The sequence below is a fragment of the Burkholderia sp. SR8 genome (assembly GCF_052851275.1).
The window spans coordinates 317655-339265 of the sequence record NZ_JAULUC010000003.1 but is presented as its reverse complement, the minus strand read 5'-3'; the positions used below and the strand labels follow the sequence as shown (position 1 = coordinate 339265).

Below are 21611 nucleotides of genomic sequence, written 5' to 3'. Positions count from 1 at the left end.
GGGCCGGAAATGCGGACGCCACCTGGAAACAGGATCGGGCAGCACTCGCCGAACTCCATGCGGCAAACGTGCGGCGCTGCTTCACAAAACCCTGCGCCCCCATCCGCCGGGACGCCGCCGCATCGCGACGGCATCGACGTGGGACCGGTGGGATCGAATGCACGGCCCGCGGCCGCGCCGGCGTCACATCCCGCGCAGCGCGGCGAAACCGAAGTGCGACGGATCGATCGGCACGCAACCGGCCGGCAGGCCGTTCGGGTCGACCGAGCGGCACTGCAGGATGCCGGCCGCATACGGCGGCGACGGGACCCGATCGGCGCCGTATCGCGCCATCGCCATGGCCGCGAACGTGCCGATCGCCAGTACGCACAGCTTGCGAGTCGTCAGTCTCATGATCGTCGTCCCCTCCGGTTGGCCGCTGTCGCGGTTCGTGTCCGGCGCACGGGCCTCGCGCAACGAAGCAACGGCAGCGGATGACTGCACGGTAGCCAGCGCCGGCGCGCCGGCCATCGTCCGTTTCGACTAGGGGCAAACGCGAAGCGGCTGTGCTGCGGCGTGCCGCATTGCAGCATCGCAGCGCGGCCGGCGCGCCTTCCCGATCGCGAAGGCCGCGCGCGCACCGCCCTGCGATGGACTGCACCGTCGTCCGACAAATGCTGCACATCGATCGCCGCATCGCACCATCGGACGAAGTCGAGCCTCGCTGCCGGTGTTTTCCCCGATCCTCACCCTGCTCCGTTTGGATGACGAGCAGCGGCCCGTCCGATGCGAACCTGCGCGTCGACGTCGCAATGGCGCCGCGTCCGCTGTTGCGGCGCGGCCGAGTCTTTCCGTTCATCCACGGGAGTACGCATGACCGATTCGAATCCCCGCTACGCGCTGTACGAGCTCGCGTGCCGCTACGCGCAAGCCGTCGACCGGCGCGACTGGCCGCGCCTCGCCACGCTCTTCACCGCCGACGCGCAGCTCGACGGCCCCGGTTTCCGCTTCGACGACCGCGACGCGATCGTCGCCGGCATGCGCGTGATCGAGCGCTACGAGACGACGCAGCATCACGTGCACAACCAGCTCGTCACGCTCGCCGGCGGCGAGGCCGATGTCGAGACCTACGGCGTCGCGTGCCACGTGTACGTGCGCGGCGGCGTGAAGCGCAAGCTCGACTGGGGGCTGCGCTATCGCGATCGCTGCGTGTTCGACGGCGGCACGTGGCGCTTCGCCGCGCGCACGCTGCACGTCGACTGGTCGCAAGACCTGCCGCTGGAGGGCTGAACGATGCGCGCTTCCGTTCCCCTCGCCGGCCGCACCGCGCTCGTCACGGGCGGCTCCGGCGGCATCGGCGCGGCCTGCGCGCACGCGCTCGTCGCCGATGGCGCAGCCGTCGTGCTGATGGGCCGCCGCCGCGATGCGCTCGAACGCACGCAACGACAGTTGAGCGACGCGGTGCCCGGCAGCCGCGTCGCGATCCACGCCGGCGACGCGTGCGACGACGCCGACCTGCAAGCGGCGCTCGACACCGCCTGGGCGCTCGACGGCCGGCTCGACATCGTCGTGCCGACCGTCGGCGGCGCCGGATTCCGGCCGCTGCTGCTGCACGACGCGGACAGCTTTCGCGCGGCACTCGACCTGAACCTGCACAGCGCGTTCGCCGCGATCCGCCACGCGGCGCCGCGGCTTGCCGACAGCGGCGGCGGCGCGATCGTCTGCATCTCGTCGACGGCCGCGCAGATCAATTTCCGCTGGCTGAGCGCGTACTGCACGGCGAAGGCCGCGCTCGAGGCGCTGGTGCGCGGCGCGGCCGAGGAACTCGCCGGGGCGCAAATCCGCGTGAATGCGGTGCGGCCGGGCCTCACGCGGTCGGAGGCCACAGCGCCGATGTTCGACGACCGTGCGCTGGTCGACAGCTTCCTCGCCCAGATTCCGCTCGGCACGCTCGGCGAACCGGAAGCGATCGCGCATGCGGTGCGCTACCTCGCCGGCCCGGAGTCGGGCTGGGTCACCGGTCAGAGCTTCGCGGTCGACGGCGGCCACGAGCTGCGCACCAACCCGCGCGTCGACGACACGATCGCGCAGATCTACGGCGCGGCCGCGCTGGACGCGGTCAAGGCCGGCCGTGTGCCGGACGCCGCATGAGCGCCCGCCTTCATTCAACGTCACAGGAATACGACCGGACATGAATCGAGTCGCAAACAAGGTCGCGCTGATCACCGGCGCGGCGAGCGGCGTCGGCCGCGCGGATGCGCTGCTGCTGGCTGCCGAAGGCGCACGCGTGGTGCTGACCGACATCGACGACGACGCGGGCCGCGCACTGGCGCGCGAGATCGGCGACACCGCGCTGTTCGTGCATCAGGACATCGCCGACGAAGACGGCTGGCGGCAGGCGATCGCGTCGACGCTCGCGCGCTTCGGCCGTCTCGACGTGCTCGTCAACAACGCGGCGATCTGTCCGGTCGGCTCGATCGAGGACACGAGCCTCGACACGTGGCGGCGTGTGCTGCGCGTGAACGCGGACGGCTATTTCCTCGGCTGCAAGTACGCGATCGGCGCGATGAAGGGCAACGACACGCCGGGCTCGATCGTGATGATGTCGTCGGTCGCCGCGCTCGGCGGCCTGCCGATGATGTGCGCGTACACCGGCTCGAAAGGCGCGGTGACGGCGCTCGCGCGCAGCGTCGCCGTGCACTGCAAGCGCAGCGGCTACCGGATCCGCTGCAACTCGATCCATCCGGACGGCATCTGGACGCCGATGACGCAGGCTTTGATGCCCGGCCTCGATCCGGCCGAACTCGGGATCGGCAACGATCCGATGGCGCGCATGTGCGATCCGCAGGACGTCGCGAATCTCGTGCTGTTCCTCGCGTCCGACGAATCGCGCTTCGTGAACGGCGCGGAACTGCGGATCGACAACGCGCAACTGGTGTCGTCGCTGTGATGCGGCGTGCGGCTTTTCCGTTCGAAGGAGGGTTTCGATGATTTCATTTGGCGGCAAGACCGTGCTGGTGACCGGCGGCGGCGCCGGTATCGGCCGCGCGTGCGCGGAAGCGTTCGGCGCGGCAGGTGCGCGCATCGCGGTCGCGGAGAGCGATCCCGCACGTGCGCAGGACGTGCGGCAGGCGCTCGAGGCCGCGGGCGTCGATGCGCTGGTCGGCACCGTCGACGTCACGCGCCGCGACGAGGTCAACGCATTCGCGCGAACGATCGACGCGCGCTTCGGCGGCCTCGACGTGCTGGTCAACAACGTCGGCGATTTCCTGCAGATCGCGAAACCGTTCGACGACCATACAGACGACGACATCGCGCGGCTGTTCGACGTGAACCTGCGCCAGGTGTTCGTCGTCACGCGCGCGATGCTGCCGTTGCTGCGCCAGCGCGGCGCGGGCAGCAGCATCGTCGGCATATCGTCGATCGAAGGCTTCCGCGCGATTCCGAACTGCACCGTCTATGCATCGTGCAAGGCCGCGCTGACCGGCTTCACGAAAAGCCTCGCGCTCGAACTCGGGCCGGCCGGCATCCGCGTGAACCAGATCGCGCCCGAAACCACCGAGACGCCGCAGGTGCCCGTGAGCGCGATGGTCGCGGCCGCGCATCGCGAGCACATCCAGCGCTGGATTCCGCTCGGGCGCTTCGGCGCGGCCGGCGACATCGCCGGCGCCGCGCTGTTCCTCGCGAGCCCGCTCGCCGCGTGGGTCACCGGCACGACGCTGCACGTGGACGGCGGCGCACTCGCGGCGGCCGGCTGGTATCGCGACCCGAACGGTTTCTGGACCAACTTGCCGGTCGTCATCGGCAACGGCTTCGGTTTCTAGGCAGCGGCCGGCCATCGAGACGGTTTCATCCGTTCAATTCACGCGGCGCGCGCGCGCCGCCACCGGAGACATCATGAAAATCCTGATCATCGGCGGTACCGGCCTCATCGGCGGCCACGCCGCGCTGCATCTGCGCGCACAAGGCAACGACGTGACGCTTGCCGCGCGCAAGCCGCCGGCGCCCGGCAGCGCGCTCACGCAATTCGACGTGCTGCTGCGCGACTACGTGGCCGGCGATTTCACGCGCGACGATCTCGCGCCGTTCGACGCGATCGTGTTCGCGGCCGGCAACGACATTCGCCATCTGCCGCCGGGCACCGACGAAGCCGCGCACTGGGAACGCGCGAACGTCGACGCGGTGCCGCGCTTCTTCGCGCTCGCGCGCGACGCGGGCGTGAAGCGCGCGGTGCTGGTCGGCAGTTTCTATCCGCAGGTCGCGCCGGCGCTCGTCGACACCGTGCCGTACGTGCGCTCGCGTCATCTCGCCGACGAACGCGTGCGCGCGCTCGCGTCGCCGTCGTTCGCGGTGTGCAGCGTCAATGCGCCGTTCGTGGTCGGATCGGTGCCGGGGTTGCGCAACGAGATGTTCGCCGCGTACGCGGCCTATGCGCAGGGCAAGCTCGCCGGCCTGCCGGTGTACGGACCGGCCGGCGGCAGCAATTTCATTTCGACGCAATCGCTGTCCGAAGCGATCTGGGGCGCGCTGCAACGCGGCGAGGCCGGTCACGCGTATCTGGTCGGCGACGAGAACCTGAGCTTTGCCGACTACTTCGCCGCGTTCTTCCGCGCGGCCGGCAATCCGCAGCCGGTGCCGTCGCTCGACCAGGAGCATCCGCTGCTGCCGGACATCGCGATCTACACGGGGCGCGGCAACGTCGTGTCGTATGAGCCCGATCCGGCCGATATCGCGTTGCTGCGCTATCGGCGCGGCGACGTGCAGCGTGCGGTCGATGAAGTCGTTGCGCAGTGCGGCGCGTGAGCGCACGGCACAAACGACAACGTCCAGCCGCCGGCGCTGCATGCCGGCGGCGGGACGTTCATACCGCGTTCGACCCGTGACGTCGATACCGCGCGTCACGCGCCGATGCGCTGTTCGATCCTCTTCATCGTAGCGGTCATCTCGGCCGGCAGGCGCAGCTTCAGCTTGTCGAACAATTCCGCATGCAGCTTCAGCTCCTCGCGCCATTCGTCGGCGTTGATCGACGTGACTGCGTCGAACTGCTCGCGCGTGAAGTCGAGCCCGTCCCAGTGCAGGTCGTCATACGCGGGCGACACGCCGAACGCGTGTTCGCCGCCGCCGCCGTTGCCTTCGAGACGATCGAGCATCCACTTCAGCACGCGCATGTTCTCGCCGAAGCCCGGCCACACGAACTTGCCGTTCGCGTCCTTGCGGAACCAGTTCACGCAGTAGATCTTCGGCAGCTTCGCGCCAGCGGCTTCGAGCTGCTTGCCGAGCTTCAGCCAGTGCGCGAAATAATCGCTGACGTTGTAGCCGCAGAACGGCAGCATCGCGAACGGATCGCGGCGCACGATGCCCTGCTGGCCGACGGCGGCGGCGGTCGTCTCGGAACCCATCGTCGCGGCCATGTACACGCCTTCGACCCAGTCGCGCGCTTCCGTCACGAGCGGCACGGTCGTCGAGCGGCGGCCGCCGAAGATGAACGCGTCGATCGGCACGCCGGCCGGATTCTCCCAGTCCGCGTCGATCGACGGGCATTGCGACGCCGGCGCGGTGAAGCGCGAGTTCGGATGCGCGGCCTTGCGGCCGGTTTCCTTGCCGATTTCGGGCGTCCACGGGTTGCCCTGCCAGTCGGCGAGCTTCGCGGGCGGCGTGTCGGTCAGGCCTTCCCACCACACGTCGCCGTCCTCCGTCAGCGCGACGTTCGTGAAGATCACGTTTTCCTTCAGCGTCGAGATCGCATTCGGGTTGGTCTTCACGCCGGTGCCCGGCGCGACGCCGAAGAACCCGGCTTCCGGGTTGATCGCGTACAGGCGGCCGTCGCGGCCCGGTTTCAGCCACGCGATGTCGTCGCCGATCGTCGTGACCTTCCAGCCGTCGAAGCCCTGCGGCGGAATCAGCATCGCGAAGTTGGTCTTGCCGCACGCGGACGGGAATGCCGCCGCGACGTGATACTTCTTGCCGGCCGGCGACGTCACGCCGAGGATCAGCATGTGTTCCGCGAGCCAGCCCTGGTCGCGGCCCATCGTCGACGCGATGCGCAGCGCGAAGCACTTCTTGCCGAGCAGCGCGTTGCCGCCGTAGCCCGAGCCGAAGCTCCAGATTTCGCGCGTGGCGGGGAAATGCACGATGTATTTCACCGGATTGCACGGCCACCGCACGTCCTGCTGGCCCGCTTCGAGCGGATGGCCGACGCTGTGCACGCACGGCACGAATTCGCCGTCCTCGCCGAGCACGTCGTACACGTCGCGGCCCATGCGCGTCATGATCCGCATGTTGACGGCCACGTACGGGCTGTCGGACAGTTCGACGCCGACGTGCGCGATCGGCGAGCCGAGCGGGCCCATCGAAAACGGCACGACGTACAGCGTACGGCCGCGCATCGAGCCGCGGAACAGGCCGTTCAGCGTCTCGCGCATTTCGTCCGGCGCGATCCAGTTGTTGGTCGGACCGACGTCGTCGGGCGATTCGGTACAGATGAACGTGCGGTCTTCCACGCGCGCGACGTCGGACGGATCGGACTGCGCGAGATACGAGTTCGGCCGCTTCGCCGGGTTCAGGCGAATCAGCGTGCCCTGGTCGACCATCGCCTGGCACAGCGCGTCGTTTTCTTCCTGCGAGCCGTCGCACCACACGACGCGTTCGGGCTCCGTGAGCGCCGCGATGCGCGACACCCAGTCGATCAGCTTGCGATGTTTGACGAATGCCGGGGGAGCGATCAGCGGGCCGTGCGTCGCTTCGGCCAAAGAGTTTTGCGACATGGAAATGTCTCCAGATTATTGGGCGGGGATGGGGGATGCGGGGCGAGCCCGCGAGATGGGGAATGCGGTCGGAGCGCAGGTTGAAGCGACGCGCAAGGCGGGACGCGCGAGCGGAGCGCGTGTCGATGCCGCGATGCGGGCGAGAGAAGGTGATGTCTCGTATGAGTGTGCGAACGCGAGTTTCGCCATGCAAGCAACCTGCCGTACAACTCCATGCCGGCCAGCATACCATCGCCGTTATTGGGCGGGCGTTGCGTTGCAACAAGAAACAACTGTGACGACGCACCGGCACGCGCGTTGCAGGCAGGTCCTTTTTACTGGATCGTCGCGCGCGCTTTGGGGACGAATCGGCTGGAACGTCCGTCCCGCAAGGGTTCCGCGCACGCGGAAAAATTGCCGTCGCGCATGCGCGTGCGATGCACGCGAATGCGCGCGGCGCGAATTCGCGTTTTCGCTACTCAGGCAAACCCTGAATTAGGTTGCGTACACAAACATCCGTCGCGACCGCGTTGGGTACGCTACCGCTCAAAACGGCGCGCCGGGCAATCCGGGGTAATACGCGCCTGCCGCCATCCCGCCGTCGACCGACAGTTCCGCACCGTTGCAGTACGACGCTTCGTCGCTCGCGAGAAACAGCGTCGCGCGCGCGATTTCGTCGGGCAAGCCGACGCGCTGCAGCGGCACGTGCGTGTAGTGCTTGTTGACTTCATCGAGCGGCGCGCCGGTCGGGTTCGACATGACCGTGTTCACGCCGCCCGGATGAATCGAATTCACGCGCACGCCCTGGTGGCCGAGTTCGAGCGCCGCGACTTTCGTCAGTCCACGCACGCCCCATTTGCTCGACACGTACGCGGCGAGCGCGTTCACGCCGCGCAGTCCGTCCACCGACGAAATATTGACGATCGATCCGCGCTTCTGCGCAATCATCAGCGGCGCGATCGTGCGGATGCCGACGAACGTGCCGACCAGGTTGATCGACACAGCGCGTTCGAAATCGCGTTTCGACAGCTCGGTGATCGCGCCGAACGTCAACACCGCCGCGTTGTTGACGAGCACGTCGATGCGGCCGAACTGCTCGACGGTCGCGTCCGCCACGCGTTGCCAGCTGGTTTCGTCCGACACGTCGAGCCGCATGAAACGCGCCGCGTCGCCGAGCTCGCGCGCGAGCGCCTCGCCTTCCGCATCGAGCACGTCGCCGATCACGACGCGCGCACCCTCTTCGACGAACAGCCTGCACGTTGCCGCGCCCATCCCGCGCGCGCCGCCCGTGACGATCGCCACCTTCCCTTCCAGTCGTCCCATGTCGTTTCCTCTTCGATGCCTTCCGATTGCGGTTTGCCGGCCGCGACGCAGCGCTGCGTGCGTGCGAGCCGGCGCTCCCGATTCACCGGCGCCGCAGCGATAGGCCGCACGCGCCGCGTATGCGTTCAGCCCCAGTACGCCTGCCCGCCGTCGAGCGGCAGCGTCGCGCCCGTCAGGTACGCGGCGTCGCGGCTCGCGAGAAACACGATCGCGCGCCCGATGTCCTCCTCGCAGTCGCCGACGCGGCCGAGCGGGATCGTGCGGAAGAACGCCGCGGCTTCGTCCGGGTTCGCGTCGACCCAGCCCTGCAGCCCCGGCGACAGCGCATGCGGCGCGACCGCGTTCACGCGGATCCCGTCGGCGCCCCATTCGCAGGCCGCCGCCCGCGTGAGCGCACGGATCGCTTCCTTGGTCGCCGCGTACGCGCCGTATCCCGACGTGTCCCAGCGCACCGCGGCCGACGACGCGAAATTGACGATCACGCCGTCGCCCTTCAGATGCGGATGGCACGCTCGCATCATCCGCAGCGTCGCGATCGGCCCCGACTCGAGACCCGCGAGAAAATCCGCGTCGGTCACATCGAGCAGGCGGCCGAGCGGCACGACCTGCGCGTTGTTGACGAGGATCTGCACGCCGCGAAAGCGCTCGACCACCGCATCGACGCACTGCCGGATCTGTTCGGCATCCATCACGTCGCAGACGAACGGCTCCGCGACACCGCCGCGTGCACGAATCGCGTCGCACGTCGCGACCAGCTTGCCGCGCGTGCGGCCGACCACGGCCACCTGCGCGCCTTCGGCCGCGAGTGCGTGCGCGACGCCTTGGCCGACGCCCTGCCCCGCGCCCGTCACGAGCGCGACCTTTCCGTCGAGCATGCCCATGCGCGCCCTCAAGCGACGATCGCCGGATGCGCCTGCACGGGGCCGCCGAGCAGATCGCGATACGACGGCGGCTGCTTGCCGTCGAGATCCGCGATGCCGTACCGCAGCGCCGCTTCCGCACCGACCAGCACCTGCCCGGACAGCGCCATGCGTTGCGGATCGGCGTGAATCGCATGGATCACGCGCCCGGTGAATTCCGGGCTTTCGGCGACCAGCGAGAATTCCTTGTACAGATCGGGATGCTCGTCCCACACGCGCGTCGTGCGCTCGGTGCGCAGCGGCCCCATCCAGATCGACACGGCCGCGACATCGAACGGCTTCAGGTCCACGGCCATGTCCTTCGCGAACTTGTCGACGCCGGACTTCTGCGCACCATACGCGGCGCCATGCATGTAGCAGCTCGCGCCGAACGACGACGTGAACGCGATCAGCCCGCTGCGGCGCTTCGCCATCAGCGGCGCCGCATGCCAGCTCGCGACGTACGCGGAGCGCAGCCCGACGTCGAGGATGTTCACGAGATCGAGCGACTTCTCCCAGAACGGGCCCGGCAGGATCAGCTGATCGTGCAGGTAGGTCGCGTTGTTCACGAGGATGTCGAGCCGGCCGCTTTCGCGTTCGACGCGCTCGAACAGCGCCTGCACCTGCGCGTCGTCCGCGTGGTCGCACGCGACCGCGATCCCGCGGCCGCCGAGCGCGTCGATCTCGCGCGCGGTCGCGTGGATCGTGCCGGGCAGCGATGCGTCGCCCTCGTTCTGCGAGCGGCCCGTCACGTAGACGGTCATGCCGGCCGCGCCGAGCGCGCGTGCGATGCCCTTGCCCGCGCCGCGCGATGCGCCCGTCACGACGGCGACCGGCGCCTCGTGGTTCTGTGTCATGTTCGGTGTCTCCTGGGGGATGGTTCTCGACCGGCGTGGATCGCGTGCGAGCATCAGGCAGCAGGCAGCTGCGCGCCGGCGAACAGCACGCGCGGCGCATCGCCGTCGTAGCGGGCGGACAGCGTCGACGTGACGACGCAGCGCGTGGCCGCGATCTTCCATTCGCCGTCGACTTTCCGGTATTCGTCGTCGTAGGTCGCGCCGAGCTGCGTGAGCGTGCGCGCATGGGTATCGAGCATCTGGTAATGCAGCCCCCACGTGCCGCGCGCATGCGTGTCGTCCAGCACGGTGATGTCGGGGTTCACGCCGTGGTGCATCTCGACGATGTGCGGGTGGCAGCCCAGCCGCTCGAACACGTCGACGAGCGCGTCGCGATGGTCGAACGTGCCGATCCGGCCGTAGTCGATGTGCACGGTGCCGGGCGCGAAGCAGTCGCGCATGCCCTGCGGATCCTTCCGGTCGCAGCACGCGAAGTAGCGGGCCTTCAGCCGGCGGATCGCGTCGGCGTCCTCGAGCCTGCGCACGCGCACTTCCATTCGTTCGATCGGGGTCATGCCGTCTCCTTGGTCTCGTGTGCGCGGATCGCAAGCCGCGTCGACGCCACGTTACAGGCGCACGGGATGCCGGCCATCACCTGTTTGGATGAACCCGCTGGCCGGTCGCTGCGTTCGTCCGAACGGACGATGCGATGCACGCGGCTTCGTTCCTACCATCGGACGACACCACCACGAGATACCGCGATGGACGACACGACCCGCACGCTCCACGAATACGAGCAGATCCGCCAGCTGAAGTACCGGTATTTCCGCGCGATCGACACGCACGACTGGTCGCTGTTGGAACAATGCGTGACCGATGACTGCGAAGTGCGGCTGCAAGGCGGCCGCTATGCGTACGACGGCCGCGACGCGTTCGTGTCGAGCCTGCGCGCGCTGATCGGCAAGCCGACGTTCCTGACGATGCATCACGGCCATCATCCCGAGCTCACGCTGGTGTCTGCGGACCACGCATGCGGCGTGTGGTTTCTCGAGGATCACGCGATCAATCTCGACGAGCACTACCTGGTGCACGGCACCGCGTTCTACGACGATCAATACGTGAAGCGCGACGGCGTGTGGCGCATTCACGCGACGCGTCACGAGCGGCTGTTCGAAACCGTCACGTCGCCGATCCCGCCGTCGTTCACGCTGACCGCGAACCGCTTCGTGCCGCGTACGCGCGGCGCGGCCGAATCGACATTCGACGTTTCCTGAAACCCGGCGGCAGCGCCGCCGATCCCGTCATTTCCCGCTGGAGCCGGAACAATGGAGAAAGTCATTTACGTGTTGTGGCGCGATGCGCAGGCCGCACCCGAGCCGTGGAGCCGCAGCGTGCGCGCGCAGCTCGCCGACAAGCTGCTGTCGCTCGGCGCGCACGGCGTGCAGGTGAACGTCGCCGACGCCGACGTCGCGCCGGCCGCCGGCCTGAAGCAGACCAACACGCAGCCGGGCATCGACGGCATCGTCGCGGTGTGGGTCGACAGCGCGAACCCGATGTTTCGCCAGCCGTTCGACGACGCGGTGCGCGCGGCCGTCCCGCACATGGCCGCGTATCTCGTCACCGAGTCGCAGCCGATTCCGAACACGCGCTTCCCGGCGCGGCCCGGCGAACGCACGACCGGCTTCTCGCAGCTCGCGTTCCTGAAGCGCCCGCCGCGGCTCACGCACGAAGCGTGGCTCGACGTGTGGCACGGTCATCACACGCGCGTCGCGATCGATACGCAGGACAACTTCCTGTACGTGCAGAACGTGGTCGTGCGTGCGCTCACGCATGCGGCGCCCGGCTACGACGCGATCGTCGAGGAATGCTTCCCGGCTGCGGCGATGACCGATCCGCACGCGTTCTTCGATGCGGTCGGCGACGACGAGAAATTCCAGCGCAATGTGGCGGAGATGATGGACAGCTGCGCGCGCTTCATCGATTTCGACAAGATCGACGTGGTGCCGACGAGCCAGTACGTCGTGAAGCCGGTGCGCGGATAAAAAAAAACGCCAACCCGCGATGAACGGGCTGGCGTCGTGCCGCGGGTCGGGCGATTACGAGAACTGATTCATCGTGTTGTCCTTGCCCGCCGCCTTCAGCGCTGCTTCGCCGCTGAAGTATTCCTTGTGGTCGTCGCCGATATCCGAGCCGGACATGTTCTGGTGCTTGACGCACGCGATGCCCTGGCGGATTTCCTTGCGCTGTACGCCGGCCACGTAGCCGAGCATGCCCTGGTCGCCGAAGTATTCCTTCGCGAGGTTGTCGGTCGACAGCGCAGCCGTGTGGTACGTCGGCAGCGTGATCAGGTGATGGAAGATGCCCGCTTCGCGCGATGCGTCGGCCTGGAACGTGCGGATCTTCTCGTCGGCGATCTTCGCGAGTTCCGTGTCGTCGTACTCGACGCTCATCAGGCGGGCGCGGTCGTATGCCGACACGTCCTTGCCCTCGGCCTTCATCGCGTCGTAAGCCTGCTGACGGAAGTTCAGCGTCCAGTTGAACGACGGGCTGTTGTTGTACACCAGCTTCGCGTTCGGGATCACCTTGCGGATTTCGCTGACCATGCCGCCGATCTGCGCGATGTGCGGCTTTTCGGTTTCGATCCACAGCAGGTCGGCGCCGTTCTGCAGCGACGTGATGCAATCCAGCACGCAGCGCGCTTCACCCGTGCCCGCGCGGAACTGGAACAGGTTGCTCGGCAGGCGCTTCGGACGCAGCAGCTTGCCGTCGCGCTTGATCACGACGTCACCGTTGCCGAGCTGGTCGGCCGACAGTTCTTCGCAATCGAGGAACGCGTTGTATTGATCGCCCAGGTCGCCCGGCGTGTTCGTCACGGCGATCTGCTTGGTCAGGCCGGCGCCGAGCGAGTCGGTACGCGCGACGATGATGCCGTCGTCCACGCCCAGTTCGAGGAACGCGTAACGGATCGCGCGGATCTTCGCGAGGAAGTCCTCGTGCGGCACGGTGACCTTGCCGTCCTGGTGGCCGCACTGCTTCTCGTCGGACACCTGGTTCTCGATCTGGATGCAGCATGCGCCCGCTTCGATGAACTGCTTGGCCAGCAGGTAGGTCGCTTCCGCGTTGCCGAAGCCGGCGTCGATGTCGGCGATGATCGGCACGACGTGCGTCACGTGGTTGTCGATCTTTTCCTGGATCGCGGCCTTCGCGGCGGCGTCCTTCGCCGCATCGAGCTCGCGGAACAGGCCGCCGAGTTCGCGCGCGTCGGCCTGGCGCAGGAACGTGTACAGCTCGCGGATCAGCGCGCTGACCGAGGTCTTCTCGTGCATCGACTGGTCCGGCAGCGGGCCGAACTCCGAGCGCAGCGCGGCGACCATCCAGCCCGACAGGTACAGGTAGCGGCGTTCGGTGCTGTTGAAGTGCTTCTTGATGGAGATCATCTTCTGCTGGCCGATGAAGCCGTGCCAGCAGCCGAGCGACTGCGTGTACTTGGACGGGTCGGCGTCGTACGCGGCCATGTCCGCGCGCATGATCTTCGCGGTGTAACGCGCGATGTCGAGGCCCGTCTTGAACTTGTTCTGGGCACGCATGCGGGCGGCGTACTCGGGATTGATGGCATTCCACGCGCTGCCGTGGTTTTCCTTCAAACCAGCCACTGCCTTGATGTCGTCTTGATATTGGGACATGTCTATCTCCTGGGAACGAAGCGCATTTGAGTAAAGCGTTCAGCGTGTCCGCCGCGTGTGACGAAGCGAACTGCATGGACTCAATACTAACGCCGGCCGTCGCGGTTTCGAACAACTCTTATATAAGACATAAGATATAAATTTCGCTTGTTTTTCAATGAGATAAGCAAGCCGTTTTGCGATGCAAAACAGGTTTTCAAGCGGCGGGACGGCGTTGCGGCGGGAATTCGGCTCGCATTCCGCGATATGAAACGATCTTTCGGCACCTGGTGGAACGACAGATTTCGCAGTCCACGCGTCACGGCCCTGCCGCGGATGTGACAAAACGTCTATACTTGGACGATTCATCGACGGCGAACGACACGCGCCGTCTCCGCGTATCGCGATGCGCCCCTCCTGCCTGGAACGACATGAGCGACTACCCTGTTTTCGACGCGCTGTGCGAGCTGCTGACGACGTCCGGCGCGCGGTTCCGCGTGCTCGAGCACCCGGCCGAAGGCAAATCCGACGTGATCGCCGCGATTCGCGGCACGCGTCCCGAACAAGGCGCGAAGGCGATGCTTTGCACGTTCAGGGACGGCGGCGATGCCGCGGCGCTCGCGGTGATCCCCGGCCATCTGAAGATCGATTTCCGCAAGGTCGCCGACGCGCTCGGCCGCCGCAAGGCGACGCTCGCGCCGCCCGAACTCGCCGCCACGGTCACGCGCTGCGTGATGGGCGCCGTGCCGCCGTTCGTGTTCGACGCGAACGTGACGCTCGTCGTCGATCCCGCGCTGATCGCGCTCAATGACGAAATCGCGTTCAACGCGGGCCGGCTCGATCGCTCGATCGTGCTCGATGCGTCCGACTATGTGCGGATCGCCCGGCCGCTGCTGGCCGACATCACGCGGCCGCAAGCGAGCGATGCGGGCACCGCAGCCGCCGCACCGGCCGCGCCGACGCTCGAGGCCGACGCATGACCACACCCCGCCGCCACCCGCCATCCGAACAGGCGTCGCTGATCGAACAGGTGCTGCGCATCGCCGAAGGGCTCGGCGCGATGTTCGCACCGTTCACCGAGGTCGTCGTGCACGACCTGCGCACGCCCGAGCACGCGATCCTCGCGATCCACAACAACCTGTCGGGCCGTGCGGTCGGCGATCCGGCGACCGAGCTCGGCCTTGCACGCATTGCCGACGACGACTTCCCGCAGGTGCTCGCGAACTACGCGAACCGCTTCGCCGACGGCCGCACCGCGAAAAGCACGTCGGTCGGCATCAAGGATTCGACCGGCCGCTACGTGGCCGCGCTGTGCCTGAACGCGGACGTCACGCTGTTCCGCGGCTTCCAGGGAATGCTGAACCAGTTCTGCAGCACCGAAGGCGAGCCGGTCGCCGAAACGCTCGACCCGGCCGGCGCGGATGCGATCCGGCAGCGCATCGATGCGTACGCGACGCGCCTCGCGACCACGCCGCGCGAATTGAAGACCGACCAGCGCCGCGAGCTGATGCAGACGCTGAAGGCGGACGGCTTCCTCGAAGTGCGCCGCGCGATGGAAATCGTGTCGCAGCATCTCGGCGTATCGCGCGCCACTGTATACAACGATGCGAAATGAAACGTGACGCGAACGCGCACGCGCCGCGCCTCGCGTTGACCTGTTGACTGACTCTTCCGACGAGCGACTCATGAACACTCCGACCCTCCCCACCTACGACGACGTCGCGGCCGCCGCGGCACGGCTCGAAGGCCACGCGCACCGCACGCCCGTGATGACGTCGCGGACGATCGACGAAGCGCTCGGCGCGCAGGTGTTCTTCAAGTGCGAGAACCTGCAGCGCATGGGCGCGTTCAAGTTCCGCGGCGCGTTCAACGCGCTGTCGCGCTTCGACGCGACGCAGCGCCGCCACGGCGTCGTCGCGTTCTCGTCGGGCAACCATGCGCAGGCGATCGCACTGTCGGCGCGCATCCTCGGGATCCCGGCGACGATCGTGATGCCGCAGGACGCGCCGGCCGCGAAAATGGCCGCGACGCGCGGCTACGGCGGCAACGTCGTCACGTACGACCGCTACACCGAAGACCGCGAGCAGATCGGCCGCGAGCTCGCCGACAAGCACGGGCTCACGCTGATCCCGCCGTACGACCACGCGGACGTGATCGCCGGCCAGGGCACCGCGGCGAAGGAACTGTTCGACGAAGTCGGTCCGCTCGATGCGGTGTTCACGCCGCTCGGCGGCGGCGGCCTGCTGTCGGGCACCGCGCTCGCGACGCGCGCGCTGTCGCCGCATGCGAAGCTGTACGGCGTCGAGCCGGAAGCCGGCAACGACGGCCAGCAATCGTTCCGGTCGGGCTCGATCGTCCACATCGACACGCCGCGCACGATCGCCGACGGCGCACAGACGCAGCATCTCGGCAACCTGACGTTCCCGATCCTGCGCCGCGACGTCGACGCCATCCTGACCGCGACCGACGCTGAACTCGTCGACTGCATGCGCTTCTTCGCGACCCGTATGAAGATTGTCGTCGAGCCGACCGGCTGCCTGTCGTTCGCGGCCGCGCGCCGGATGAAGGACGAATTGAAAGGCAAGCGCGTCGGCATCGTGATCAGCGGCGGCAACGTCGATCTCGAGAACTTCTGCGCGCTGGTCTCCGCGTCCGCATGACCGCCGCGGCGCGTCGGTGACGCGACGAAGATCGCGTCCGTCACGCGCTGCCGCTCCTTCACGTCGCGTTAAGTTTCGCGCCCTAGACTGATTGGGTCGTCCCGCAGTCAGTCGTGAAGAAGGAGCCACCATGAACATGCACGCGATCGTCGCCGCCGCCCTCGCGGCAGCGTCCCTGTCGGCGTTCGCTCAACCGAACGCCGCGTCATCCGGTTTTGCCGCCCCGTCGCCACGCGACCACGTTGCGCAGGCCGGTCATCATTCGACCGCCGGCTTCGTGCTCGCGAAGATCGATCAGAACAATACGCCGCCCGATCGCGGCGGCGATCCGGGCGGCCGCACGCACGCCGGCACGCATATGTAACCGCGGCACACGTCACGCTGCGGGAGCCGGCCGCGTCGGTCGGCCGGCTCCCGCAGCGGCATCCCCCATCCCCCCATCACAGCGACGGCAGCGACGGATCGCGTGCCGCAAGAATGTCCGCGGTGCGCCGCTGCAATGCGCCGTCGAGCGTCTCCGGCTGCGGAATCAGCCAGTAGCGCCCGTCGCGAATGCCGTCGAACACCCTTGCGGCGAACGCGTCGGGCGTGAGCCCGTGCGCATTCAGCATCGAACGCATCGTGTCGACGAAGCGCTGCACTTCGGGCCGGTCGTGCACAGCGCCGAACGGATCGTCGAAGATGCCCGACTGTACGGGGCCCGGCGCGAGCAGCGACACGCCGACCGGCGCGCCGAGCATCCTGAGCTCGCCGTACAGCGATTCGGTCAGCGCGACCACCGCGAACTTCGTCGCCGAGTAAGGCGACATCAGCGGGCTCGGCAGGAAGCCGCCGACCGACGCGGTATTGACGATCCGCGCCGGCACGTTGCGTTCCAGCATCCGCGGCACGAAGCTGCGAATCCCGTTCATCACGCCGTGCACGTTGATCGCGAAGCTGCGCTCGAACCGCTCCGGCGCGATTTCCCAGCTGAAACCGGTCGCCATCACGCCCGCGTTGTTGAACAGCAGGTCGACGCCGCCGAAGCGCTGCCATGCCGCGTCGGCCAGCGCATCGACGGCATCCGGCCGGCTCACGTCGGTCGGCACGCACAGTACGTCGGTGTCGAGCGTCGCGGCGAATGCGTCGAGCTTCGCCGGGTCGAGGTCGGCCAGCACGACGCGCATCCCGAGTGCGGCCGCGTGGCGCGCGAGCCCGCTGCCGATGCCGCTGGCCGCGCCGGTGATCACGGCGGTGCCGCCGCCGAAGCGAATCGAATGCGTCATGTCAAAGTCCTGTCGGGTCGATGTGCGGATGCGCATACGCGGGAATCACCGGCGGCGGCAGCGGCGTGCGGCCGTCGAGCGAGCGCACCGCGAGCCCGTGCGACAGCGGGAAATGCAGGCTGTGCGCGACGAGGCCCGTGCGCTCGCGCGCCGGCAGGCTGCACAGCGCGAGCGCGGTTTCCGCGAGATACGCGACGTCCTCGGTCGGATAGCCTTCGGGGATGTAGCGCGCCGCGCCCGGCGTGCGGATCGCGGTGCTCGGCGCGACGAGGTTCACCGCGATGCCGTCGGCCTCCAGTTCGGCCGCGAGCCCCTGCGTGAAGCGCGACAGCGCGGCCTTCGCCGCCGCGTACACGGTCGCGCCGCCCGCGCGCGAGAAATCGTCGAACGGCCGCAGCGGCGCGAGTGCCGTGACCGAGCCGACGTTCACGATCCATCCGGCGCCGCGTGCGCGCATCAGCGGAATCGCCGCCTGGCTCAGTGCGAACGGGATGCGCAGATAGTGCTCGATCGTCGTGTCGAACATCGCCATCGGCATCGCGTCGACGCATGCGTAGTCGGCCACGCCCGCGTTGTTCACGAGGATGTCGAGACCGCCGGCCGCGTCGGCCGCGCGGGCGACGAGCGCGTCGCGCTCGGCAGGATTCGACAGGTCGGCAGCCAGCGCGATCGCGCGGCCGCCGGCCTGCTCGATCAGCGCGACCGTTTCGGCGAGCGTGCCGGCGGTCGTCGCGGACTGCGTGAGGCTGCGCGCGGTCACGACGACGGTCGCGCCCTCGGCTGCCAGCCGCTGCGCGATCGCGCGGCCGATGCCGCGGCTCGCGCCGGTCACGAGCGCGCATTTGCCCGCGAGCGTCGCGGTTCGGGTGTCGTTCATGGTGTCTCCGGTGAAGGTGGGGTTCCGTGCGGACCGTTCGGCGTCAGCCCGCGATATCCGCAACGTGCAGCACGAACTTCGTTTTCGCGTCGCCCGTTTGAACGAGGTCGAGTGCGCGCGCCGCCTGTTCCAGCGGAAAACTGTCGAAGCGCGGCACGCGCAGCGCACGCCGGCCGAGCCGGTCGGCGATCGATGCGAGCGTGGCGCCGCTCGGCATCCGGCTGTAGGTCATCGCGGTGCGCAGCCCGCGCCGCTCGGCTTCCGCTGCCGTCGCGGCCAGCCGCTGCGCGTCGCCGGGCGCGAGCGTCATGATGTTCGCGAGCGTGCCGCCGGGCGCGAGCAGGTCGAGTGCGGCGGGCAGCGTGTCGCCGCCGACCGCGTCGAGCACGAGGTCGACGCCGCCGGGTGCCCACGCGTTCACCGCGGCCGCGATGTCCTGCGCGCGATAGTCGATGCTCGTCGCCGCGCCGAGCGACTCGACGGTGTCAAGGTTGCGCGCCGAGCACGTGGCCGCGACGCGCGCGCCGGCTTGCGCGGCAAGCTGGATCGCGAACGTGCCGACCGCGCCCGCGCCGCCGTGCACGAGTACGGTCTGCCCGGCGCCCAGGCCGCCGTCGTCGAACAGGCCGGCCCATGCGGCGAGCGCGGGTGTCGGCGTGGCGGCCGCTTCCGCGAAGCCGACCGCCTCCGGCAGCCGCACGACCGAGTCGTGACGCACCGCGACGTATTCCGCATACGCGCCCCAGCGCCCTGCGCCGACGTCGGTCTGCGCGAACACGCGCATCCCCGGTGCGAATCCGTCGACGCCGTCGCCGACCGCCTCGACCACCCCGGCCGCGTCGAAGCCGATCACGAACGGAAACGTCATCTGCATGAACGCGCCGAGATAGCCTTCGCGGCATTTCCAGTCGGCGGGATTCACGCCCGCGTACGCGACGCGAATCAGCACGTCGCCGGGGCCCGGCTTCGGCGTGGGAACGTCGGCCACGCGCAGCGCGTCGGAATGGCCGACGCGGTCGATCAGCAAGGCTCGCATTGCTTGTGTCTCCGGATGATTGGAAATCGGTTTGCACGCCGGCCGGGGCCGGTCGGCCGGCGCGCGTTACGCGTGACGCGTCACGCCGCCGTGTCGGCCAGCAGGCTCGATGCGAGCGGACAGAACGCGTGCGAAATCGCGTCGACGGTCCAGTCGGGGCTTTCGGCGTCGAAACGGCGGTCGACCCAGCCCCAGTGATACGGATGCAGCAGGTATTCGCCGAGCAGATCGCCGACGTGCGCGAACTCCTGCTGCCATACATGCGTCCACGCGCCGGGCGTCACGATCCGGCTCAACCGCCAGTTGCGGATGCCGGGCATGAACGCAGGCATGCGTAGCAGCTCGCGCTCGAGCTCGCGTACCTGCGCTTCGCTGGCCGTCGGCCGCACCCGCAGCATCAGCGTGCGCCACACGCCGTCGCGCAGCGCCGGCTCGCGCAGGCCGCCGCCGATCGCGTCACAGGCGGCGCCGTCGATCCGCACGACGCCCGGCACGCGCGCAAGCGCCGTGAAATCCGTCGCGCGGCCGGTCGCCCGTTCGTCGCGCAGCACGTCGAGCGTGTAATCGCCCGCGCCCCAGCAGCCTTCGAGATTGCGTGCGAGCGCCACGCGTGACACGCCGGGCAGCGCATGCGCGGCGTCGCGCAACGCACGTTCGAGCGCGGCGACAGCGCCGTTCGCCGAAACCTGGATCTGGGCCGTGTCATGCCGCATGGTCGGCCTCCATCGGTGCGGGCAGCGGCGTGTCGGCGCCGGTCATCACATGGCGGCGGCGGGCGTCGCACAACGCATCGACGGCGATCCAGAATGCGACCGCGTCGGCGTCGGTCAGCGCACGCATCCGGTAGTACGACGGCGCATCGGCAACCTGCCAGATCAGCCACAACGTGCTCGGCTGCCCCGGCACCGCGACGGGCGGCGACACCCAGCAGCCCGCAGCGGTCAGTCCGCGGGCGGCATGGCCCGGCAGATAGCGGTCGCGCAGCAGCGCGAGCACGTCGGGAATGCGCTCGGGCGCGACGGTGATTTCGTCTACGATCTGGATCATTTCGCGGGTCGTCTCCGAGGCTTCGTGGCGGAATGCGAAACCGGCCGCCTACGCCGTTCCGGCGAGGCCGGATGCGGCCGGCGTGGATAGCATTCTTGCGTGGCGGCGCGCGGCCAACCCCTACCGGCGCGCTCATCGGCCCCTGTCATCGCGTTCAAAACGGAACACACATGAAACAGCACGCAATGCCGGCCCGCGGGCGCGTACTACCGGGCCTCGGCGCCCGCCTGCTCGACGAGCTGACGCGCAGCGGCGCGCTGCCGGAGCAATCGCGCGGGACCTCGGCCGCGCCGTCGGCAATGCCGACGCGCGACGGCTTCGTCGCGCTGTATCGCGACGCGATCGAGCGGCTCGAGGCGCAGGTCGCGCGCGGCAACGGCCATCCGCCGATGCGCAAGCAGGAAGTCGACCTGATGTGCCGCTGCCTGCTCAGCTGCGCGACGCTCGCCGACGCGATCCGCTGCGCGGCCGAGTTCTGCGCGATGCTGACGCCGCGCGCCGGCGCGCTGTCGCTGACGGTGCGCGACGGGCAGGCGGCGTTCCGGATGGATTCGCTGCGCCGTACGCGCAGCCCGGCCGCATGCCTCGTCGACCTGACGGGCCTGTTCTGCTATCTGCAGCTGTTCGGCTGGTTGATCGGGCAGCCGCTGCGGCCGCACGACGTGTGGCTGGCCCATCCGCGCCGCGACGACGCGATGCCGCTGCTCGGGCTGTTCAACGCGCCGGTCGACGTGGGCCGCGCTACCTACGGCTTCGCGTTCGACGCGGCACGGCTCGATGCTCGCGTGGTGCGCCAGCCGGGCGAACTGGCCGCGTTCCTCGTCGATTTCCCGTTTCGTCTGATCGATGCGGCGCCGGCCGTCGTGTCGTGGACGCAGCAGGTGCGCGGCTTTCTCGACGCGGCGCTCGCGCGCGAGCAGGCGCTGCCCGCGCTCGCGGAGCTGGCCGCGTGGCTCGGCGTCAGCGCAGCGACGTTGCGGCGGCGGCTGGCCGCCGAACGCAGCGGCTATCACCTGTTGCGCGAGCAGTGCCTCGCCGACGTCGCGCGGCGCTGCCTGCGCGAATCCGACTGGCCGGTCGCGCGGATCGCCGCGCATCTGGGATTCGGCGGCGAGGAAGCATTTCGGCGCGCGTTCGTGCGGTGGACGGGCGTCGCGCCAAGCCGGTTCCGGCGCAACGGCGGTGGTGCCGCCCCGCTTCGTCCGACGTGAATCGGGGCCCGCATACGCAAAAGCACGGTTCCGGAAAGCGTCCCGCGAACACTGACGTTTTTTCGCACCGCGC

General features: G+C 68.7%; 24 protein-coding genes. 12 read left to right on the top strand and 12 right to left on the bottom strand.

Features of this window, described 5'->3' with window-relative positions; genetic code table 11:
- Positions 1 to 183 precede the first annotated feature (183 nt).
- On the bottom strand, positions 184 to 393 hold the full coding sequence (locus tag Q3A80_RS05760; RefSeq protein WP_446328100.1) for a hypothetical protein: 210 nt from the start codon (positions 391 to 393) through the stop codon (positions 184 to 186).
- Between the two features lie 459 nt (positions 394 to 852).
- Here Q3A80_RS05760 and Q3A80_RS05755 point away from each other — a divergent pair, with 459 nt between their 5' ends.
- The 5 genes from Q3A80_RS05755 (at position 853) to Q3A80_RS05735 (ending at position 4782) form a co-directional block, all read left to right on the top strand.
- Positions 853 to 1269, top strand: coding sequence for a nuclear transport factor 2 family protein (locus Q3A80_RS05755; protein ID WP_446328099.1), 417 nt, complete (start codon positions 853 to 855; stop codon positions 1267 to 1269).
- A gap of 3 nt (positions 1270 to 1272) precedes the next feature.
- A complete protein-coding gene (locus Q3A80_RS05750) occupies positions 1273 to 2130 on the top strand; it encodes an SDR family NAD(P)-dependent oxidoreductase (RefSeq protein WP_446328098.1) in 858 nt (285 codons plus the stop codon).
- A gap of 40 nt (positions 2131 to 2170) precedes the next feature.
- Entirely contained in the window at positions 2171 to 2929 is a 759-nt protein-coding gene (locus Q3A80_RS05745) for an SDR family oxidoreductase (protein ID WP_446328097.1), read from the top strand.
- Positions 2930 to 2966: 37 nt separating this feature from the next.
- Positions 2967 to 3803, top strand: coding sequence for an SDR family NAD(P)-dependent oxidoreductase (locus tag Q3A80_RS05740; protein ID WP_446328096.1), 837 nt, complete (start codon positions 2967 to 2969; stop codon positions 3801 to 3803).
- A 73-nt stretch (positions 3804 to 3876) separates the two neighbouring features.
- A complete protein-coding gene (locus tag Q3A80_RS05735) occupies positions 3877 to 4782 on the top strand; it encodes an NAD-dependent epimerase/dehydratase family protein (RefSeq protein ID WP_446328095.1) in 906 nt (301 codons plus the stop codon).
- Positions 4783 to 4877: 95 nt separating this feature from the next.
- Here Q3A80_RS05735 and Q3A80_RS05730 read toward each other — a convergent pair whose 3' ends face one another.
- From Q3A80_RS05730 to Q3A80_RS05710, 5 genes are all read right to left on the bottom strand, one after another.
- Complete coding sequence (locus Q3A80_RS05730) at positions 4878 to 6743, bottom strand: phosphoenolpyruvate carboxykinase (GTP) (RefSeq protein WP_446328094.1); 1866 nt, start codon at positions 6741 to 6743, stop codon at positions 4878 to 4880.
- A 525-nt stretch (positions 6744 to 7268) separates the two neighbouring features.
- Complete coding sequence (locus Q3A80_RS05725; RefSeq protein WP_446328093.1) at positions 7269 to 8045, bottom strand: glucose 1-dehydrogenase; 777 nt, start codon at positions 8043 to 8045, stop codon at positions 7269 to 7271.
- Between the two features lie 125 nt (positions 8046 to 8170).
- Positions 8171 to 8926 (bottom strand): SDR family NAD(P)-dependent oxidoreductase, encoded by a 756-nt coding sequence (locus Q3A80_RS05720; RefSeq protein WP_446328092.1) that lies wholly within the window; start codon positions 8924 to 8926, stop codon positions 8171 to 8173.
- 8 nt (positions 8927 to 8934) lie between these two features.
- Positions 8935 to 9801 carry an SDR family NAD(P)-dependent oxidoreductase gene (locus tag Q3A80_RS05715; protein ID WP_446328091.1) on the bottom strand — a complete coding sequence of 289 codons (867 nt, stop codon included), beginning with the start codon at positions 9799 to 9801 and terminating at the stop codon, positions 8935 to 8937.
- Positions 9802 to 9854: 53 nt separating this feature from the next.
- Positions 9855 to 10355 carry a nuclear transport factor 2 family protein gene (locus Q3A80_RS05710; protein ID WP_446328090.1) on the bottom strand — a complete coding sequence of 167 codons (501 nt, stop codon included), beginning with the start codon at positions 10353 to 10355 and terminating at the stop codon, positions 9855 to 9857.
- A 186-nt stretch (positions 10356 to 10541) separates the two neighbouring features.
- On the opposite strand from Q3A80_RS05710, the gene Q3A80_RS05705 reads away from it, so the two are divergent.
- A complete protein-coding gene (locus Q3A80_RS05705; RefSeq protein WP_446328089.1) occupies positions 10542 to 11054 on the top strand; it encodes a nuclear transport factor 2 family protein in 513 nt (170 codons plus the stop codon).
- A gap of 51 nt (positions 11055 to 11105) precedes the next feature.
- Positions 11106 to 11822, top strand: coding sequence for an EthD domain-containing protein (locus Q3A80_RS05700; RefSeq protein WP_446328088.1), 717 nt, complete (start codon positions 11106 to 11108; stop codon positions 11820 to 11822).
- 54 nt (positions 11823 to 11876) lie between these two features.
- On the opposite strand, the gene Q3A80_RS05695 is transcribed toward Q3A80_RS05700, so the two are convergent.
- Positions 11877 to 13463: an isocitrate lyase gene (locus Q3A80_RS05695; RefSeq protein WP_446328087.1), complete on the bottom strand. Its 1587-nt coding sequence runs from the start codon at positions 13461 to 13463 to the stop codon at positions 11877 to 11879.
- 410 nt (positions 13464 to 13873) lie between these two features.
- Between Q3A80_RS05695 and Q3A80_RS05690 the strand changes: the two genes are divergently transcribed.
- The 4 genes from Q3A80_RS05690 (at position 13874) to Q3A80_RS05675 (ending at position 16466) form a co-directional block, all read left to right on the top strand.
- Positions 13874 to 14422 carry a YbaK/prolyl-tRNA synthetase associated domain-containing protein gene (locus Q3A80_RS05690; protein WP_446328086.1) on the top strand — a complete coding sequence of 183 codons (549 nt, stop codon included), beginning with the start codon at positions 13874 to 13876 and terminating at the stop codon, positions 14420 to 14422.
- The gene (locus Q3A80_RS05685) at positions 14419 to 15057 is read left to right on the top strand and encodes a helix-turn-helix transcriptional regulator (RefSeq protein WP_446328085.1); all 639 of its coding nucleotides are present in this window, start codon (positions 14419 to 14421) and stop codon (positions 15055 to 15057) included. Before Q3A80_RS05690 ends, Q3A80_RS05685 begins: the two co-directional genes overlap by 4 nt.
- Positions 15058 to 15127: 70 nt before the next feature.
- A complete protein-coding gene (locus Q3A80_RS05680) occupies positions 15128 to 16102 on the top strand; it encodes a threo-3-hydroxy-L-aspartate ammonia-lyase (protein WP_446328084.1) in 975 nt (324 codons plus the stop codon).
- 130 nt (positions 16103 to 16232) lie between these two features.
- Positions 16233 to 16466, top strand: a complete 234-nt coding sequence (locus Q3A80_RS05675; protein WP_446328083.1) for a hypothetical protein — start codon at positions 16233 to 16235, stop codon at positions 16464 to 16466.
- Between the two features lie 76 nt (positions 16467 to 16542).
- Here Q3A80_RS05675 and Q3A80_RS05670 read toward each other — a convergent pair whose 3' ends face one another.
- The 5 genes from Q3A80_RS05670 to Q3A80_RS05650 all read right to left on the bottom strand — a co-directional run bounded on the left by Q3A80_RS05670 (position 16543) and on the right by Q3A80_RS05650 (position 20327).
- Complete coding sequence (locus Q3A80_RS05670; RefSeq protein ID WP_446328082.1) at positions 16543 to 17367, bottom strand: SDR family NAD(P)-dependent oxidoreductase; 825 nt, start codon at positions 17365 to 17367, stop codon at positions 16543 to 16545.
- Position 17368: 1 nt separating this feature from the next.
- Positions 17369 to 18244 carry an SDR family NAD(P)-dependent oxidoreductase gene (locus tag Q3A80_RS05665; protein ID WP_446328081.1) on the bottom strand — a complete coding sequence of 292 codons (876 nt, stop codon included), beginning with the start codon at positions 18242 to 18244 and terminating at the stop codon, positions 17369 to 17371.
- Positions 18245 to 18287: 43 nt separating this feature from the next.
- Positions 18288 to 19280, bottom strand: a complete 993-nt coding sequence (locus tag Q3A80_RS05660) for an NADP-dependent oxidoreductase (protein ID WP_446328080.1) — start codon at positions 19278 to 19280, stop codon at positions 18288 to 18290.
- A gap of 80 nt (positions 19281 to 19360) precedes the next feature.
- The gene (locus Q3A80_RS05655; RefSeq protein WP_446328079.1) at positions 19361 to 19993 is read right to left on the bottom strand and encodes a Dabb family protein; all 633 of its coding nucleotides are present in this window, start codon (positions 19991 to 19993) and stop codon (positions 19361 to 19363) included.
- Entirely contained in the window at positions 19983 to 20327 is a 345-nt protein-coding gene (locus tag Q3A80_RS05650) for a hypothetical protein (RefSeq protein WP_446328078.1), read from the bottom strand. The genes Q3A80_RS05655 and Q3A80_RS05650 overlap by 11 nt, the downstream gene beginning before the upstream one ends.
- Positions 20328 to 20497: 170 nt before the next feature.
- Between Q3A80_RS05650 and Q3A80_RS05645 the strand changes: the two genes are divergently transcribed.
- Positions 20498 to 21538 carry an AraC family transcriptional regulator ligand-binding domain-containing protein gene (locus Q3A80_RS05645; protein ID WP_446328077.1) on the top strand — a complete coding sequence of 347 codons (1041 nt, stop codon included), beginning with the start codon at positions 20498 to 20500 and terminating at the stop codon, positions 21536 to 21538.
- The last annotated feature ends 73 nt before the right edge of the window (positions 21539 to 21611 follow it).

Coding starts and splice junctions, on each gene's coding strand:
- Q3A80_RS05760 (WP_446328100.1), bottom strand. CDS start 393: ATGAGACTGACGACTCGCAAGCTGTGCGTACTGGCGATCGGCACGTTC.
- Q3A80_RS05755 (WP_446328099.1), top strand. CDS start 853: ATGACCGATTCGAATCCCCGCTACGCGCTGTACGAGCTCGCGTGCCGC.
- Q3A80_RS05750 (WP_446328098.1), top strand. CDS start 1,273: ATGCGCGCTTCCGTTCCCCTCGCCGGCCGCACCGCGCTCGTCACGGGC.
- Q3A80_RS05745 (WP_446328097.1), top strand. CDS start 2,171: ATGAATCGAGTCGCAAACAAGGTCGCGCTGATCACCGGCGCGGCGAGC.
- Q3A80_RS05740 (WP_446328096.1), top strand. CDS start 2,967: ATGATTTCATTTGGCGGCAAGACCGTGCTGGTGACCGGCGGCGGCGCC.
- Q3A80_RS05735 (WP_446328095.1), top strand. CDS start 3,877: ATGAAAATCCTGATCATCGGCGGTACCGGCCTCATCGGCGGCCACGCC.
- Q3A80_RS05730 (WP_446328094.1), bottom strand. CDS start 6,743: ATGTCGCAAAACTCTTTGGCCGAAGCGACGCACGGCCCGCTGATCGCT.
- Q3A80_RS05725 (WP_446328093.1), bottom strand. CDS start 8,045: ATGGGACGACTGGAAGGGAAGGTGGCGATCGTCACGGGCGGCGCGCGC.
- Q3A80_RS05720 (WP_446328092.1), bottom strand. CDS start 8,926: ATGGGCATGCTCGACGGAAAGGTCGCGCTCGTGACGGGCGCGGGGCAG.
- Q3A80_RS05715 (WP_446328091.1), bottom strand. CDS start 9,801: ATGACACAGAACCACGAGGCGCCGGTCGCCGTCGTGACGGGCGCATCG.
- Q3A80_RS05710 (WP_446328090.1), bottom strand. CDS start 10,355: ATGACCCCGATCGAACGAATGGAAGTGCGCGTGCGCAGGCTCGAGGAC.
- Q3A80_RS05705 (WP_446328089.1), top strand. CDS start 10,542: ATGGACGACACGACCCGCACGCTCCACGAATACGAGCAGATCCGCCAG.
- Q3A80_RS05700 (WP_446328088.1), top strand. CDS start 11,106: ATGGAGAAAGTCATTTACGTGTTGTGGCGCGATGCGCAGGCCGCACCC.
- Q3A80_RS05695 (WP_446328087.1), bottom strand. CDS start 13,463: ATGTCCCAATATCAAGACGACATCAAGGCAGTGGCTGGTTTGAAGGAA.
- Q3A80_RS05690 (WP_446328086.1), top strand. CDS start 13,874: ATGAGCGACTACCCTGTTTTCGACGCGCTGTGCGAGCTGCTGACGACG.
- Q3A80_RS05685 (WP_446328085.1), top strand. CDS start 14,419: ATGACCACACCCCGCCGCCACCCGCCATCCGAACAGGCGTCGCTGATC.
- Q3A80_RS05680 (WP_446328084.1), top strand. CDS start 15,128: ATGAACACTCCGACCCTCCCCACCTACGACGACGTCGCGGCCGCCGCG.
- Q3A80_RS05675 (WP_446328083.1), top strand. CDS start 16,233: ATGAACATGCACGCGATCGTCGCCGCCGCCCTCGCGGCAGCGTCCCTG.
- Q3A80_RS05670 (WP_446328082.1), bottom strand. CDS start 17,367: ATGACGCATTCGATTCGCTTCGGCGGCGGCACCGCCGTGATCACCGGC.
- Q3A80_RS05665 (WP_446328081.1), bottom strand. CDS start 18,244: ATGAACGACACCCGAACCGCGACGCTCGCGGGCAAATGCGCGCTCGTG.
- Q3A80_RS05660 (WP_446328080.1), bottom strand. CDS start 19,280: ATGCGAGCCTTGCTGATCGACCGCGTCGGCCATTCCGACGCGCTGCGC.
- Q3A80_RS05655 (WP_446328079.1), bottom strand. CDS start 19,993: ATGCGGCATGACACGGCCCAGATCCAGGTTTCGGCGAACGGCGCTGTC.
- Q3A80_RS05650 (WP_446328078.1), bottom strand. CDS start 20,327: ATGATCCAGATCGTAGACGAAATCACCGTCGCGCCCGAGCGCATTCCC.
- Q3A80_RS05645 (WP_446328077.1), top strand. CDS start 20,498: ATGAAACAGCACGCAATGCCGGCCCGCGGGCGCGTACTACCGGGCCTC.